At 51.6% G+C, this 15,852-nt stretch carries 18 protein-coding genes; 10 read left to right on the top strand and 8 right to left on the bottom strand.

Translation table 11 applies throughout. From position 1 onward, the window contains the following. Positions 1-4: 4 nt before the first annotated feature. The 5 genes from ftsY to L1278_RS03800 all read left to right on the top strand — a co-directional run bounded on the left by ftsY (position 5) and on the right by L1278_RS03800 (position 4,156). Positions 5-964: a signal recognition particle-docking protein FtsY gene (ftsY, locus tag L1278_RS03820; RefSeq protein ID WP_188500588.1), complete on the top strand. Its 960-nt coding sequence runs from the start codon at positions 5-7 to the stop codon at positions 962-964. 18 nt (positions 965-982) lie between these two features. Further along, a complete protein-coding gene (locus L1278_RS03815; RefSeq protein WP_253401132.1) occupies positions 983-1,495 on the top strand; it encodes a carboxypeptidase regulatory-like domain-containing protein in 513 nt (170 codons plus the stop codon). 160 nt (positions 1,496-1,655) lie between these two features. Next, positions 1,656-2,072, top strand: coding sequence for a hypothetical protein (locus tag L1278_RS03810; RefSeq protein ID WP_253401131.1), 417 nt, complete (start codon positions 1,656-1,658; stop codon positions 2,070-2,072). Positions 2,073-2,266: 194 nt separating this feature from the next. Next, on the top strand, positions 2,267-3,580 hold the full coding sequence (gene rimO / locus L1278_RS03805) for a 30S ribosomal protein S12 methylthiotransferase RimO (RefSeq protein WP_253401130.1): 1,314 nt from the start codon (positions 2,267-2,269) through the stop codon (positions 3,578-3,580). Between the two features lie 180 nt (positions 3,581-3,760). Beyond that, positions 3,761-4,156, top strand: a complete 396-nt coding sequence (locus tag L1278_RS03800) for a hypothetical protein (protein WP_253401129.1) — start codon at positions 3,761-3,763, stop codon at positions 4,154-4,156. A 1-nt stretch (position 4,157) separates the two neighbouring features. Here the strand turns inward: L1278_RS03800 and L1278_RS03795 are convergent, their stop codons facing one another. Beyond that, positions 4,158-4,538: a PH domain-containing protein gene (locus L1278_RS03795; protein ID WP_256488421.1), complete on the bottom strand. Its 381-nt coding sequence runs from the start codon at positions 4,536-4,538 to the stop codon at positions 4,158-4,160. A 260-nt stretch (positions 4,539-4,798) separates the two neighbouring features. Between L1278_RS03795 and bshC the strand changes: the two genes are divergently transcribed. Both bshC and L1278_RS03785 read left to right on the top strand, forming a co-directional pair. Continuing rightward, on the top strand, positions 4,799-6,361 hold the full coding sequence (bshC, locus tag L1278_RS03790; RefSeq protein ID WP_253401128.1) for a bacillithiol biosynthesis cysteine-adding enzyme BshC: 1,563 nt from the start codon (positions 4,799-4,801) through the stop codon (positions 6,359-6,361). Continuing rightward, positions 6,361-6,942 (top strand): 5-formyltetrahydrofolate cyclo-ligase, encoded by a 582-nt coding sequence (locus tag L1278_RS03785; protein WP_253401127.1) that lies wholly within the window; start codon positions 6,361-6,363, stop codon positions 6,940-6,942. Before bshC ends, L1278_RS03785 begins: the two co-directional genes overlap by 1 nt. Here the strand turns inward: L1278_RS03785 and L1278_RS03780 are convergent. The 4 genes from L1278_RS03780 to mnmD form a co-directional block, all read right to left on the bottom strand. Then, on the bottom strand, positions 6,939-8,027 hold the full coding sequence (locus tag L1278_RS03780) for an endonuclease/exonuclease/phosphatase family protein (protein ID WP_253401126.1): 1,089 nt from the start codon (positions 8,025-8,027) through the stop codon (positions 6,939-6,941). The two genes, L1278_RS03785 and L1278_RS03780, sit on opposite strands and share 4 nt — an antisense overlap. Before the next feature lie 185 nt (positions 8,028-8,212). Continuing rightward, positions 8,213-8,530 (bottom strand): hypothetical protein, encoded by a 318-nt coding sequence (locus L1278_RS03775; RefSeq protein WP_253401125.1) that lies wholly within the window; start codon positions 8,528-8,530, stop codon positions 8,213-8,215. A gap of 270 nt (positions 8,531-8,800) precedes the next feature. Then, complete coding sequence (locus tag L1278_RS03770) at positions 8,801-9,340, bottom strand: glutathione peroxidase (RefSeq protein ID WP_253401124.1); 540 nt, start codon at positions 9,338-9,340, stop codon at positions 8,801-8,803. A 66-nt stretch (positions 9,341-9,406) separates the two neighbouring features. Continuing rightward, positions 9,407-10,084, bottom strand: a complete 678-nt coding sequence (mnmD, locus tag L1278_RS03765) for a tRNA (5-methylaminomethyl-2-thiouridine)(34)-methyltransferase MnmD (protein ID WP_253401123.1) — start codon at positions 10,082-10,084, stop codon at positions 9,407-9,409. Positions 10,085-10,391: 307 nt separating this feature from the next. Here mnmD and L1278_RS03760 point away from each other — a divergent pair, with 307 nt between their 5' ends. Further along, positions 10,392-10,820 carry a thioesterase family protein gene (locus tag L1278_RS03760; protein ID WP_253401122.1) on the top strand — a complete coding sequence of 143 codons (429 nt, stop codon included), beginning with the start codon at positions 10,392-10,394 and terminating at the stop codon, positions 10,818-10,820. 21 nt (positions 10,821-10,841) lie between these two features. Next, entirely contained in the window at positions 10,842-11,915 is a 1,074-nt protein-coding gene (gene rlmN / locus L1278_RS03755) for a 23S rRNA (adenine(2503)-C(2))-methyltransferase RlmN (protein WP_253401121.1), read from the top strand. A 75-nt stretch (positions 11,916-11,990) separates the two neighbouring features. Here rlmN and L1278_RS03750 read toward each other — a convergent pair whose 3' ends face one another. Continuing rightward, complete coding sequence (locus L1278_RS03750; protein ID WP_253401120.1) at positions 11,991-12,980, bottom strand: YihY/virulence factor BrkB family protein; 990 nt, start codon at positions 12,978-12,980, stop codon at positions 11,991-11,993. 73 nt (positions 12,981-13,053) lie between these two features. Between L1278_RS03750 and L1278_RS03745 the strand changes: the two genes are divergently transcribed. Continuing rightward, entirely contained in the window at positions 13,054-13,842 is a 789-nt protein-coding gene (locus tag L1278_RS03745; RefSeq protein WP_253401119.1) for a hypothetical protein, read from the top strand. Positions 13,843-13,973: 131 nt separating this feature from the next. Here the strand turns inward: L1278_RS03745 and L1278_RS03740 are convergent, their stop codons facing one another. Then, entirely contained in the window at positions 13,974-15,428 is a 1,455-nt protein-coding gene (locus L1278_RS03740; protein WP_253401118.1) for a DUF4403 family protein, read from the bottom strand. A 75-nt stretch (positions 15,429-15,503) separates the two neighbouring features. After that, positions 15,504-15,842, bottom strand: coding sequence for a co-chaperone YbbN (locus L1278_RS03735; RefSeq protein WP_220626318.1), 339 nt, complete (start codon positions 15,840-15,842; stop codon positions 15,504-15,506). Between the last annotated feature and the right edge of the window lie 10 nt (positions 15,843-15,852).

The raw sequence follows: 15,852 nt of genomic DNA, 5'->3' as shown, positions 1-15,852 counted from the left end.
GCAGATGGGAATTTTTGACTTTTTCAGCAAAGAGCAGAAGAAAGAATCGCTCGATAAGGGCCTTGAGAAAACCAAAACCAGCTTTTTCGGGCAGTTGAGCAAAGCAGTCGTTGGCAAATCTACGGTAGACGTGGAGGTGCTCGACGAACTGGAGGAGATTCTGGTGCATGCGGACGTAGGAGTAGAGACAACGGTGAAGATCATCGACCGCATCGAGAAACGCGTAGCCCGCGACAAATACGTGAGCACAAGCGAACTCGATAGAATTCTGCGTGAGGAGATTGCCGCCCTGCTCGAGGAGAACCGTGCCGGCGACGGCGCCAACTTCGACCTGCCGGTAGGCATCAAGCCCTACGTGATCATGGTGGTAGGTGTGAACGGCGTGGGCAAGACCACCACCATCGGCAAGCTGGCCTCGCAGTTTCACAAAGCCGGCAAGAAAGTCGTGCTCGGCGCTGCCGATACCTTCCGTGCTGCGGCCGTGGACCAGCTGATCATCTGGGGCGAGCGTGTGGGCGTACCGGTGATATCGCATGGCATGAACACCGACCCGGCCTCTGTGGCCTATGATGCCGTCAAGAAAGGGGTGGAGATAGGAGCCGATGTGGTGATCATCGACACGGCCGGCCGACTGCACAACAAAGTGGGCCTGATGAACGAGCTTTCGAAGATCAAGCGCGTGATGCAAAAGATCACAGTAGATACCCCACACGAGGTGCTGCTGGTGCTCGACGGTAGCACAGGCCAAAATGCCCTACTTCAAGCACGTGAGTTCACCAAAGCCACCGACGTGACGGCGCTGGCCATCACCAAGCTGGACGGCACGGCCAAAGGCGGTGTGGTGATCGGGATATCGGACGAGTTTAAGATTCCGGTGAAATACATCGGGGTAGGTGAGAAGATCGAAGACCTGCAGTTGTTCGATAAGAACCAGTTCGTAGAATCGTTCTTCTCCCGCAAATAGATTTTTGCTGTTACCTGTATGGGGAAATTGCTGCTGATAGGGCTATCGCTTTTGCTGACCGTTTGTAACGGTACCCAAGGTACGTCCGGGCAGGAAAGCGAGGCACAGGAATCGCAGCAGGAACTGAAAGCGCAAACAGGCCAGCAGATGCAGATCAAACAAGGTATACGGGGACAGATTCTCTGGGAAGCCGGCAACCAAATGCCTTCCCCGGACGCCCCGCCCAGCCAACCTCGCGGCATAGAGCGCACCGTGTACATCTACGAGCTGACCAACAGTTCGCAAACCACCTCCCAGGACGGTGTTTTCCACACCGCCATCCAAACTAAACGCATCACGCAGGTAAAAACAGACGCTAACGGCAACTTTGCGGTCCAACTGAAGCCCGGCAGGTATAGCCTCTTCACCAAAGAAGAACAAGGACTATACGCCAACCTCCTCGATGGGGAAATGAATATTTCTCCGGTGGAGGTAAGAGAGGGCGAAGTGACTACGGTGGAGTTTCTGGTGAATTACAACGCATTTTATTAGCCTGTTCCGCGGTCGTTGGCCGTTTCGCAGTACATTTGCTACAAAATCATCCTCCAGAAAGCCATTGTTATGCAGAAACTAAACAATTGGCAGCGCTACCTCTTATAAAGCTATAGAAAACCTCACTTACAAAGATCTACTCTTAACCGAAGGTGCCCTTATGGCTGGAAGCGAAAACAGGATGATGGAATTGGTGTACGAAGCTGCCTCCAATACATTAAGTGTAAAGTGGTCAGATGACCTGAGTGTGGAGTCTGAACAGTTCTATGAAAGCATCGTCGCGCTGTTTGCCACCATTCGGGAGAAGCAGGTAGCCAACCTGATCGTAGCCTCTGGTAGTCCGTCAGGAGGCGTACTCACCGAAGACATCATCACCCACTTCATCCACAACATTCCCGACACTCCCCTGCAGCGCATCGCCCTCCTGGAGTCACCCGATTACCTTTGGGACTCCAACCTGTACCAGGTGATCAAGCTGTTGATAGTCAGCCACCACCTGCCAATTGCAGTCGAAGTGGCGGAAGACGAAACTGCTGCCAGGAAATGGTTTATCCAGACGGCGGAAGCTGCAGAGTGAAGTCGGGTGAGGTATCAGGTATAGCCAAAGCCTGCTGAGGGTGACTCATAGATAGGTATAGCACGGAAAGAACTGAGCCTGTTCTGTTATTACCCAAACATGTTGTACTTTTGCAGTTCATTTGCCCGATCGAACTAATGCACATCCGCAATGGTTCTTAATGATCGGGAATTATCGCGCTAATACAGAAATAAGTGAAAGTAAGAAGTTTAAAGAAAGACAAGGTAAACGTGATCACGCTGGGTTGCTCTAAGAACCTGGTGGATTCGGAAGTGCTGATGGGGCAGCTGCGTGCCAACGAGATTGACGTGGCACACGAGTCTGCAAACGACGATTCGAATATTATCATCGTGAACACCTGCGGCTTTATCGACAATGCTAAGCAGGAGTCTATCGACACCATTCTGCGCTACGCCGATGCTAAGGAAGCAGGCCAGATTGACAAGCTATACGTAACCGGCTGTTTGTCGCAGCGCTACAAAGACTCGCTGGAAGCAGAGATTCCGCAGGTAGACGCCTACTTCGGAACGCTCGAAATGCCGCAGCTCCTCAAAAAGCTGGAGGCCGACTACAAGCACGAGTTGATTGGTGAACGATTGATTACGACGCCTTCGCACTTCGCCTATTTTAAGATAGCTGAAGGCTGTAACCGTCCCTGCTCTTTCTGTGCTATACCTTTGATGCGTGGCAAACACGTGGACCGTCCGATTGAGGACTTGGTGAAGGAGGCGAAACGATTGGCCAGCATGGGTACCAAAGAACTTATCCTGATTGCCCAGGACCTGACTTACTACGGATTGCAGCACTATGGCGAGCGCAAGCTGGCTGATTTGCTACGCAATCTGTCGGATGTGGAAGGTATAGACTGGATCAGAATGCAGTACGCTTATCCGTCGCAGTTCCCGATGGAGGTGTTTGACGTGATGAACGAGCGCGAGAATATCTGCAAGTACCTGGATATGCCTTTGCAGCACATTTCCGACAACATGCTCAAGACCATGCGCCGTGGCATCAGTAAGCGCCGCACCATCGAGCTGGTGGACCAGATCCGTCAGCGCGTGCCGGATATCGCTTTACGCACAACGCTTATCGCCGGTCACCCGGGCGAAACCGACCAGGATTTCCAGGAACTTTACGATTGGGTGGAAGAAACCCGTTTTGAGCGTCTGGGCATTTTTACCTACTCGCATGAAGAAAACACCCATTCCCATACCTTAGAGGACAATGTGCCGGACGAGGTGAAGCAGGAGCGTGCCGACGCTATTATGGAATTGCAACAAGGTATATCGGTAGAGCTGAACGAAGAGAAAATAGGCAAGACCTACAAAGTGCTTTTCGACCGTAAAGAGAGCGGTTACTTCGTGGGCCGTACCCAATACGACTCGCCGGAGGTAGACAACGAAGTGCTGGTGCCAGCCGACAACCAGTATGTGCGCATTGGCGACTTTGCCAACGTGAAAATCACCGACTCCTCGGACTTTGACCTGTATGGCGAAGTCATAATTTAATTTTGCTCAAATTTAAGCGCTTAACTCACGTATAGACATTAATTAAAAGAGGAATTTCTTGGATGCTTCGGCAAACGAGGAATTCCCTTTTTGATTTTAGGGCATAATTGCGTATTATGGTTCTTCGAACCCCTATACATTCAAAAAGCAGGCTTTTATCAGCTAGTCTGTCTCTCCCAAATGCGACACATTAAATTACTCACTATCGACTCGCTCACCCTCGAGTACAACGCTGTGGAAGATTACATTGCCGCCACCTGGCATGGCACCTTTACCAGCGAGGTAATTAAACAGGGCTACGAACAGATCCTGTTTTTCCTGCAGAAAGAGCGCTGCCATAAGCTGCTCGACAACCACTACGACGTGCAGGGCCTCTGGGTAGAACTGACTGACTGGCTGGCTTATGATTGGCACCCTCGGGCAGAGCAGGCAGGCCTGCAGTACCACGCCGCCGTTTATTCACGCGATTACTTCAGCCGGCTCTCCACTGACAAGGCCATGAGCATGGTGCGGGATGGCATTGCCAAGGGCTTCGAAACGGCTGAAAATGCTGAAAACTGGCTCAATTCGCTCTAGCTTATTTGAGCACGTATTTGCTCAGCACCTTGTAGGCGTCGTTCACGTTGTCACCTTTGCGGAATTCCTGTTTAATAGTGGGCGTGGCCTCTCCTGTCAGCCAGATCTTTAGCTCGGCTTCAAAGTCCATCATACCGGCGCTTTCTTTTGAGAACATTTTGATGCTGGCGTAGGGTACGCTCTGATACTCGATCTTCGAACCTGTTAGACCTTGTTTGTTCACCACGATCAGCCGCTTGTTCGTGAACACAAGCATGTCGCGGATGAGTTTGAACGCCTTTTCGATCTGCTCGTCCTCGAGCAGGATCGGCTGGAATTCTTTGGTGAGTTTCTCGACAGGCACCGCCGAAGCATGGCCCATCAATCCGTTTAGTAATCCCATATGGTTGACTGGAGAAAAGAGTGTTTGAGAAAAAGCCGATTCAGGTATAGTCTGAGAGCATAAACGCTGATTTTGGCAAATAGGTATACGCACATACTTTCAATTCTGTCCGCCTATACCTGTTTTCTGTCGTAACAGCTGTATATCAGGAATAAAAAAACGAACTTTGTGGCGCAACCCGGGCAAAGGCGCCTTGTTATACTGTGCAGGTATAGCCTTGCATGCCAGGCCAAAAGACAAAGCAGATGGAAGTAACTGAAATGAAAATAACGAAGGTAGACTATGCCACTACAGGCGCCTTCTCCCAGACAATAGCCGATTACCTTGCCCAAAGCGAAAAGCTGCAGGGGTTCTATCACCGCTTCCCGACGCTGGAGGCTTTCGGCAAGCAGATCAAAGAGAAGGAATTCACCGAGGCCCAGCGCCATACCTTGTACCAGGCGCTGCAGGAGCAGTATAGTGCTGTTGCCAACATCCATCCCGCAGTGCAGCAAAACCTGGACTTGTTGCAGCAACCCAACACCTATACCGTTACTACAGGCCACCAGCTCAATATCTTCACAGGTCCGCTTTACTTTGTGTACAAGATTGTAACGGCCATCAACACCTGTCGCCAGCTGAAGGAGAAGTACCCGGATTACAACTTTGTGCCGGTTTACTGGATGGCCACCGAAGACCACGACTTCCCGGAAATCAACCATTTCAATCTGTTTGGCAAACGCTATACCTGGGAGTCGGAACAGACGGGTGCGGTGGGTCGCTTCGCTACAACTGGCCTGGACAAAGTGCTGGAGGAACTGCCCGAAGCTTTCCCGGTTTTTGAAGAAGCCTACCGTAACAGCAACACCCTAGCAGACGCGACCCGCGCTATTACCCATGCCCTGTTCGGGGAGTATGGTCTGGTGAGCATCGACGGAGACGACAAAGAACTGAAGAAGGCGCTGCTACCAGTAGTGGAAAAAGAACTGACCGGGCAGCTGTCGAATAAGTTAGTAGAGGAAACGAACGCACAACTGGAGCAACTCGGGTATAAGCCGCAGGTGTTCTCCCGCGAGATCAATCTGTTTTACTTGCAGGACGGTATGCGCGAACGTATTGTGCAGGAAGGCGACAGGTATAAAGTGCTTAACACCGACCTCAGCTTTACGCAGCAGGAAATACTGCAGGAGGCGCAGCAGCAGCCGGAGCGTTTTAGTCCGAACGTGATTTTGCGCCCGCTCTACGAAGAAATGGTACTGCCGAACCTGGCCTACATTGGCGGTGGAGCCGAAGTGGCGTACTGGTTCCAACTCGGCAAGGTGTTCGAGGCCCATCAGGTAGCTTTCCCGCTTATCATGCTGCGCAATTCGGCCCTGTATATCAGCAAACCCAACGCTACCCGTATGCACAAACTGGGTCTGCAGCCACTCGACTTGTTTCAGGATTATCAGGAACTCAAAAAGAAACTCTCTTCGCAGCTACACGAAGCGGAAATAAACCTGGAGGCGCAGCGCGATGCTGTAGCGCAGACTTTTAAACAGGTAGAAGAACTGGCCGCAGGTATAGACCCGACTTTGGTGAAAGCCGTAGCGGCCGAACAGCAGAAGGTTATTAACTCCCTGCAGATGCTCGAAAAGAAGCTTTCAAAAGCCCGCGACAGCAAGCACGAGCAAACCTTTAAACAGCTCGAGAACCTGAAAGACAAACTCTTCCCGAACGGCAGCCTGCAGGAACGTCAGGATAATTTACTCTCGTACCAGACTAACCACCCAAACTTTATACCTGCGCTGGTAGAGGCCTTTGACCCGCTGGAGTTTAAATTCACGATACTGGAGGAAGAATAATGCACAAAGCCGAGCTGCGAAAGACCATGCTGCAACGCCGCCGGGCACTTTCAGCCGACGAGGTGGCCGTGCGCAGTCAGCGCATTGCCGATTTGTTTTTCCAGCACTTTGCGCTAAAAGCGGGGCAGACGGTGCACGTGTTTTTGCCCATCATCAAAAATAACGAAGTAAATACCTGGGCCATTATTGAGCGGCTGCGGCTGGAGCACCCCGATGTGCGGGTGGTGGTGCCCGTAACTGATGCTGCACAAAACGTGCTCACCCATCATCACCTCACCGAAGCATCCGTGCTGGTGGAAAACGCCTGGGGTATACCGGAGCCGCAAGACGCGCAGATCATACATGCCAATGAGGTGGACCTGGTGCTGCTTCCTTTGCTGGCTTTTGATAAGCAAGGCCACCGGGTAGGGTACGGCAAGGGCTTTTACGACCGTTTCCTGGCCGACTGCCGGCCCGATGTGGTCAAGGTGGGGCTTTCGCTGGAGCCGCCTGTAGAGCGCATTGCAGACCCCAACGTGTACGACGTGCCACTCGATTATGCTATTACGCCCGAAGGCGTCTGGCCGGAGGCTATACCTTAATCATCTTCTTCCTGCGCCTCCACTTTGCCCTCTTCTATGGTCTTAGTGGCTTCTTCTGCCGTGTCCTCATCGGGCTGCGGCTTTTTCTGCTCATATTTGTTCTCAGGCTCAAAACTTAGAGTAGCCATCATCGGGAAGTGATCGGAGTTGATGTCCGGCAGGCGTTCCAGTTTCACCAGCTTGAAGTGGTCAGAGTGAAAGACATGATCTAGGGGCCATCGCAGCAGCTTATACCTGGCGTGGAAGGTGTTGTAAAAACCACGGCCTATGCGCGGGTCCAGCAGGCCGCTCACTTCCTGAAACAAGAGGGTGGTATTCGACCAGGCCACATCGTTGAAATCCCCGGCCACAATCACGGGGTAGTCAGAGCGCTTCACTTCTTTGCCGACCAGTACAATCTCCGCATCACGCTTTTTGGAGTCATCATCTTCTGTAGGAACGGGCGGTTTGGGATGAACGGCATGCAGTTCCACCCATACGCCGTTTCGCAGTTGCACATAAGTTTCAATAGAAGGAATTTCCTTGTCGAGCAAATGCCGGATGCGTGTCTGGCGAAGGGGCAGCTTGCTGTACAGGTGCATGCCGTAGGTGTTCGACAGGGGGATGGTGACACGCTCCGGGAAAGCGTCGGTGGCGGGGCGCAGGGCTTCCTGCCAAATGCTATCCGTCTCCAGTGTGAGCAGCAGATCGGGGTTACGTTCCTTTATCAGGTTAACAAGCAACTGGTGCTCCACATTATACTGGTACACATTGGCGACTAGGATACTCAATTGTCCATTCTCGGGGGCATCGGCAGGCGCCGGTTTCACCTCTACAGGGGAGAGGGAGGTATAGGGATAAATATTCACTGCCTCATAGGCAAGAGAGACGACCAGCCCCATCAGTAAGATTTTGTCTAAGCCGAAGCGCCACAGACGCATACCCAGGAAAAAGAGCAGTATCAGGGCGGCCATGACAAATAGCTGGGCTCTTGGAAAATCAAAGATGCGGATATACCAGTCCTTAAAAGGCAGTAGCGGCACAAAGGTCGCTATGATGAGTATGGTAGCCACAGTTCTCAGCGCAATGACTGCAGCGTTTTTCATGGTCTTTCGGGGTGCGTTTGGCAGGGTCTGGGGTGGGAGGATGATTTTCCTATATAGTTGGTTTGCAGTATTACGCAAGCTCCACACAGATGTTAGAGAGAGTTAGCCAGATGGCACCGGACTGGCAACAAAAAGCCCCGCTGCAGGTCTGCAACGGGGCTTTGAGTAAGGGACGCCGATAGCGTTTATTTCTTCTTGCCATTCACCGCCTGGCGGAGCTGGGCGACAGGGCCGAATTCAGCCTGCTCAATTGTTTTGCCGCCGAGGTAAATTTTGCGCAGCTGCACTTCAACAGGTGCCATGGTGCGGGTCATGTCTGAGGTTACCACTTTGCTGTAAAATTCACGGGCCTCCAAAACTGCGCCGCGCTCAAACTGGTGTCTTGACTCGTTCTTGTTAACGGGCAGGCCAGGGATTACCTGGTAAGTCGTGCACACTACTTCGTACTTCGCCTTGAATGGGGTTACCAAAGGCTTCACCACTTTCTGTAATAATTTCTTCATTTTGCTTCCTGTTGATTTGCTTTCAATGCTTTAAGACAATGCAAAATAAGACTTAATTCCAGAAATAAAACAATTTTTGTAGCAGAGCCCGAAAAAAAATCAGACGAGTGGAATTGTAAGTGGCTGTTTTATACTTTGTTAAGATGAAACATGGCTGTTAGGGGCTAAGATTAAGCAGCTTGGTATAAAACGAAGGTATAGACTAAGCCTGCTATACCTGTTCGACCATATAATCAGTCCCTGAGTTGAGATTTGCAACTTGCTGATATACTATTTGTTAGCTTGTTCTACTCTGTCTGGTGTCACCTGGGTTTTCTGCAGCAGGCGCTCTATATCCGGTGTTATTTTCTCGGGTTTGGTGATCGGAGCATAGCGTTTTACCGGCTTTCCGTTGGCATCGATCAGGAATTTAGTGAAGTTCCATTTCACCCGGCTGCCCAGCAGACCACCCAGTTCCGACTTCAGATACTGAAATACCGGATGGGCATTGGGGCCATTTACGTCCACTTTCTCCATCATCGGGAAACTAACGCCATAATTGATCAGGCAGCCCTGCTCTATTTCTTCTTTGCCGCCCGGCTCCTGGTTGCCAAACTGGTTACAAGGGAAGCCAAGTATCACCAATCCATCGTCCTTGTATTTTTTATAGAGGTTTTCCAGGCCTTCGTACTGAGGCGTGAAACCGCAGTGGCTGGCCGTGTTCACTACCAGCACGACTTTTCCCTTTAAGTCATCCATGTCCACTTCCTTGCCCTGCAATGATGTGGCCGAAAGATCATAAAATGGACTATTATTATTTTGATTGTGCATCGTTCGTTTGGGTATGTTTTCTACTTCAGGTATATTATACCTCAACCGAAAACGAGAGAAAAAGTTTTACTCGACTGATCGGAGGCCGCGGGTCATTTCACGCTTGCCCGGAGGGCCCGGCAGGGCCTCTACTTCGTAGCCGGCTGCTTTGAGGCTGCGCTTAAACGAGCCCTTCGCACAGTAGGTAACCAGTACACCACCAGGGCGGGTAGCCTGAAACAGCTTGGCAAACATCTCGTCAGACCACAGCTCGGGCTGCTTCTCGGGGGCAAAGGCGTCGAAGTAGATCAGGTCGTAGTAAGCGCGTGGCGGCACGAACTCCTCGAGTGTTTCGTGGATCTTTTGTAAAGTAAAATAGGGGATCACATCGACCGGCTCGTTCCAGGGGGCTTTGTGCAACTCCAGAAACGCATCGTGCAGTTCCGGGTTGAGGATCACTTTATCAAACTGCAGTTGCTCTACTACGTCCATGGTCAGCGGAAACTTCTCCAGGGTATCGTATTGGATGAAGGCTTTTTGAGCCAATGCAAAAGGGTAGGTGAGGATGGCGTTGAGGCCGGTGCCAAATCCTACCTCCAGTATTTTGATGTCTTTACGGAGATTAAGCACATGCTCCAGTCCGTGCTTAATGAAGACATGCTGCGACTCCTGCAAAGCGCCATGCACCGAGTGGTAGTGCTCGTTCAGTTCGGGCACATACAGGGTGTTGGAGCCGTCTTTGGTCTGCCTGATTTCGAGATGCATGATTATTTGTTTACTTTACAAATGTAAGCAATGGTTGGAGAATAATGAGGAATGAATAATGATTAATGAATAGTGAGGAATAAGGAATGAATAATTAGGAATGACTATGGAGGGATGATGAACGTGCTATACTGTTCCGCGGCTTGATTTCCTAACTCACTACTTTTCTAACTCTAACTCTACTTATACGCAGTTAATTAGGACATTCTTTTTCAAGAGCGTTTTAGTTACCGTAGGGACAGGTCGCGACCTGCCCAATCGTACACAACCAACTATTCAACAATTTAACCATTTAACAATTCACCCCATGCCCCGCATCAAAGTAGCTATACCTGACCATGTCTCTTTCGAGGCTTCTATACCTGTCCGCATCACAGACCTGAATTACGGCGCCCATTTGGGTAACGATGCGCTGCTCTCCATCCTGCACGAAGCCCGTTTGCAGTTGCTCCAACATTTCGGCTATACCGAGCTCGACCTGGGCGGGGCCAGCCTGATTATGGCCGATGTCGCCATCGAGTACAAGGGCGAAGGATTCTACGGCGATGTGCTCACGCTGCGGCTGGCTTTCGACGATGTGCACAGGTATGGCTTCGATATTACGTACCACGTGCTGAACCAAAATGGCAAGGAAGTAGCCCGCGCCAAGACCGGTATGCTGTGCTTCAACTACCAGGAACGAAAATTAATGGCACTGCCCGACGAAGTAAAAGCCCGGATTGAAACTAAAGCCTGAGTATTTTTGTAATTTTGTGGTATGAATTTGATTGCAGACATCCCCGTTTTAAATAAAAAAGACATTCGTAAGCTGTCCCTGGACGACCTGAAGGCCTGGCTCGTGGAGCAGGGCGAGAAAGCGTTCCGTGCCAAGCAGGTCTATGAGTGGATCTGGAAGCACTCAGCGCAGTCGTTTGACGAGATGAACAACGTGAGCCTGGCCCTGCGCGAAAAGCTGGACCAGCACTTTGCCATCAACGCGGTGCAGGTAGCCACCAAGCAGATCAGCAACGACGGCACCATCAAGTCTGCTTTCAAACTGCACGACAACAACATTGTGGAAGGTGTGCTCATACCTCACGAAGAGCGCAAAACCGCCTGCGTGAGTAGCCAGGTGGGTTGCTCGCTTACCTGCAAGTTCTGCGCCACCGGCTACATGGACCGCGTGCGTAACCTCGATGCCGCCGAGATTTATGACCAGGTAGTGCGCATCAACCAGCAAAGTCTGGAGCAGTATGGTCAGCCGCTTTCCAACATCGTGTACATGGGTATGGGTGAGCCGATGCTGAACTATGCCAACGTGATGAAGAGCATTGAGCGTATCACGGCACACGATGGCTTAGGTATGGCCGCACGCCGCATTACGGTGAGCACAGCAGGTATAGCCAAGATGATCAAGAAGATGGCTGACGATGGTGTGAAAGCCAACCTGGCCCTGTCGCTGCACGCCGCCAACGACGAGAAGCGCAACCAGATCATGCCGATCAATGAAACGAACTCACTAGAGGCGCTGACGGATGCCCTGAAGCACTTCCATGAGGTGACGGGTCGTAAAGTGACTTATGAGTACATTGTGTTCCAGAACTTCAACGATACCCTGCAGGATGCTGAAGAACTGTACCGTTTCTCGAAAGTGATCCCCTGCAAGATCAACCTGATCGAGTATAACCCGATTGAGAACGCTGACTTTAAAAATACCGACGAAGACCGTTGGCAGAATTTTATCTATTACCTCGCCGACCGTGGCGTGCAGGTGAACGTGCGCCGCAGCCGTGGCAAGGATATCGACGCCGCCTGCGGACAGCTCGCCGTGAAAGAGAAACAACCCGCTTAAGCGTAAGCTATACCTGAAACAAAGGGCCCCTGCTATACCTGTAGCAGGGGCCCTTTGCTATACCTGGGCTTGCGATTAGCTGGCCTTGTTGAACCTGCCTTCCGGCCTCGGTCTGCCACTGGAGATGTCGTGCGGGTTATCGGTGATTTCCTGCTCCCTGAACAGCACCGCATGGGCCTTCGGACGGATCTCCTGGCCAAACTCTGCAGCGTACTGCTGGGTGAACTCCGCCCCGAACAGTACAATGAGCGACGAGTAATAGATCCACACCAGAATCACGATGATGGAGCCTGCCGCTCCGTAGGCCGAACCCGGATCGCTGGTACTGATAAACCAGCTGATCAGGAATTTGCCGATCGTGAACAGTAGCGCCGTGATCAAAGCGCCCACCCACACATCTTTCCATTTGATAAAGGCATCAGGCAGGTACTTGAAAATAAGTGAGAACAGGGCCGTGATGATACCAACCGACAGGATGAAATCCATCGCTTTGATAAGGAAGTAGAGCACATCAGGCGATATAAACGTCAGGTAGTTGTCGAAAATGGCCCGGAGGTAATCGCTCAGGATGGAGATGACCGCACTCAGCAGAAGCGACACTAACATCAGCAGGGCAATGCTCAGCACGATGCCAAAAGAGAACATGCGCACTTTCAGCATCTTCACGATCCCGTTTGTTGGCTTTGGCTTCACGTTCCATACCCGGTTCAGCGACTCCTGCAGCGTGGCAAAAAAAGTAGTAGAAGCAAAAATCAACGTACCTATACCTATCCAAAACGCTATACCACCTCCTTCGCTCAAAGCTGCATTCTGCACAATACTTTCGATGGATTCGGCTGCGCTTGGGCCGATAGCGGTGGAGATCTGTGTTGAAAGCTCACCGGAAACAGCTTGCTCGCCAAAAAAGAATCCGGCTGCCTGTATGATGATGACCAACAACGGAGGTATAGAGAAAATAGCGTTGAAGGCCAGTGCCGCTGCGAGCATCAGGGAGCCATTGTCCAGAAACCCGTTGAAGGTGTTCTTTGTGAGAGGGAATATAATGCTGGTTATGGATTTGGTCATATCGCTTGTCAGTATCAGGATAGCTTTTTGATACGGCAGCGATAAATGTTAGGTTGGCAACTAGAGCTTATCAATGGCGGCATCTTGCGCGGGTATAAATCCGTACACGGGAGCGAACGTAAAGTATAGCCCGATGTCGCTACGAAACCTCCTCCAACCGCTGTTGCTGTTCCTGCTGCTGTCCGGCTGCGCCCAAAGCCCTGACGATAAAGCCAAAAGTATAGCCCGGGAGGTGATGGAAAACATGGGCGGGGAGAAAGGCTGGAACGACACCCGCTACCTTGCCTGGACCTTCAACAACCAGTACCAGGTATGGGACAAACACCAGAACCGCTTCCGTTGGGAGCAAGACAGCCTCGTGGCCATTATTAACACAGACACCAAGGACGGCAAAGTATACGTAGAGGGCCAGGAGCTGCAGAACTCGGAGGAGAAACAGAAGCTGCTGGAGCGCGCCTATGCCCTCTGGATAAACAACTCCTATTGGCTCGTGATGCCCTTTAAGCTGCAGGACGAGGGCGTAACGCTCCGGTATGTGGGCGAGGAGCAAACCCTGGAGGGGGCCCCGGCCGATGTGCTGGAGATGACCTTTGCCCAAGTGGGCCTCACGCCGCAAAACAAGTATAAACTATGGGTGGATAAGGAGCAGGGACTGGTAACGCAGTGGGCCTTCTTCCGAAGCGCAGAGGATGCCGAGCCCTCTTTTACCCGGCGCTGGAGCGATTACAAAGACTACGGAAGTATAAAACTGGCCTCCGACCGCAGCAACTCCCAAGGTGAATTCAAGCTGACCAACATAGCGGCTCCAGCCGAGGTGCCAGATAGCGTTTTCAACAGCCCCACGCCAATCGAGAAACTTTAGTTGCTGGGATACAAGACACCGAATCATTTTATGCCGGCCCGGTATAGAAGAGAAGAAACGGGAAGGGCTGCCATACCTGGCAGCCCTTCCCGTTTTTAAAAAGACTTCTGTCTTAAGTCCTGCATCCAGAGTTAGAGCTTATCAATGGTGGCCGTGAGGGTACCGCGTGCATTCACAACGGCCTGTATACCTGTCGGGCTCAGGTAGATGTTTTCAAGTGCCAGCTCGCTGACGGCACCACGCAACAGCACGGCTTCGTGCAGGCGACCTGACTGGTTCAGCGTCTTCTGCAGCATATTTCGCACATCGGTCAGCTGGCTCTGCACCGGTATGTTCACCTGACTCTGGATCATCTCCTTGAATTTGTTTTTAACGAGCCAGTTGGCCGTGTTCAGCAGCATGTCTTTGGTGTCGAAGTCGTAATCCGCGTCGCGAAGTTTGATGGAGGCGGTCTGTGGATCGTAGTAGGGCGTGCCGCGTAGGTATAGCTTGCCGACCAACTTTTTGGTGAAGAGGCCTGCTTTGGTTTTCCCATCCACATCCAGCATCAGGATCAGCTGCTCACCGCTCGGGGTGATGGCGGCGTCTTTCACGGTAAGCTGACTTTTACCGTCGTCGAAGGTATAGGTTTGGTTGGCCACTTGTTGCTGTAGTAAGCTGCTGGCATGGGTATAGGGCACGGTCGCGGTCAGCCCGATCTGTATGTCGTCGTTCAGGCGACTGTCGATGATAAGGCGGGGCAGGTTCTTGTTTACTTGTGTCTGTGGTTTGCCGTCGGTACTCACCCGTATAAATGAGCTGATGCCGAGGCGGGTGTGCAGACTACCATTCTCAGCATATAAGGGCGCCATTCGCACTTCCTGCGGACTCACGGTGAGCCAGGCATTCAGGTTGTTGTCCAGCTTCACGGGCTGCTGCATTTGCACCCAGGTATCGGCCACGTACTGGCGCAGGTTCAGGCGGCCTTGTATTTCCTTATCTAGCTGACGGGCGATCGTGTTCATCTGCTGCTTCATGGCAGGCTCTATAAAGCGCGAAAGTCCGATCTTGAGCGGACCCAAATGAATGAAAGGCTTGGTGTTACCCCACTCAAAATTGCTGCTCGTGCTCGTGTTCACTTTATAATCGTCGGTCAGGCCGAAGCGGCTTTCAGTTTGCACGACCATATCAAAAGAAGTAGACTCGGTTTTGCTGAACGAAGGGCAAGCCTTGCAGGGATTCCAGTTCCAGCGGCCTTTGGCGTATACCTGCAGCGGCACACTAAAGTAGAGTTTATCCTTCTCAGCCCGGATGGTCATGCGGCCCTTTTTGAGCACCGTCACCATCAAGTCGTCGTCGTCCAGGTTATCATCTTTGTAAAGCGTGCCCTGTATTTCCTGGTTGAGTTTGTCTTCGATGGCAGACAGCGGAATGGAAACAGGTATGCTGATGGAAGAGAGCTTCGGCTGGTAGACGGGCGCATGCGCCACGGTAGCCGGTGGGGCAATAGCATCAAGGCGGGCAGTACTGGAGCAGGCCTGAAAAGTGAGCAGGCTGCCTAATACGAATAAAATAAAAACCAGCTGTAGAGTCGTGAGTCGGAGCACGCGGTATAACCTTCTAAATAATGGCGCAATTTACGGCTTTTGCACCTGCGCTATACCTATGCAAGGTATAGCAAATCAGGATTCCTGACCAGCAGGTTGCAGGAGCCGGGTCAGCATAGCGCGGATGCCTTCTTCGGTGTCAACAATGCCGCACTCCTGAATTGTTCCTTTCAGGTAGGAAGCAAAAAATGGCGTACCCGTTAGCTTAACCTCCTGACTAGACACAGGGTTTTCGCTGGCACTCATGCGCGAGAAGGTAATGTTGTTATATTGATGTTCGGTAGAAAGCTTCTGGAAAGAAGGGGAAAGTTTTTTGCACACCGGGCAAGCCGGGTCCGTGAACTTCACGATCACTCTTTCTTTTTCAAATATCAGCTGGCGCAGCTTGTCGTCATTTATATCAGTTACAGTCATGGTCTCGTAT

This window comes from Pontibacter sp. HSC-36F09 (assembly GCF_024171605.1).
GTDB lineage: Bacteria > Bacteroidota > Bacteroidia > Cytophagales > Hymenobacteraceae > Pontibacter.
This window is presented reverse-complemented; position numbering and strand designations above follow the sequence as displayed.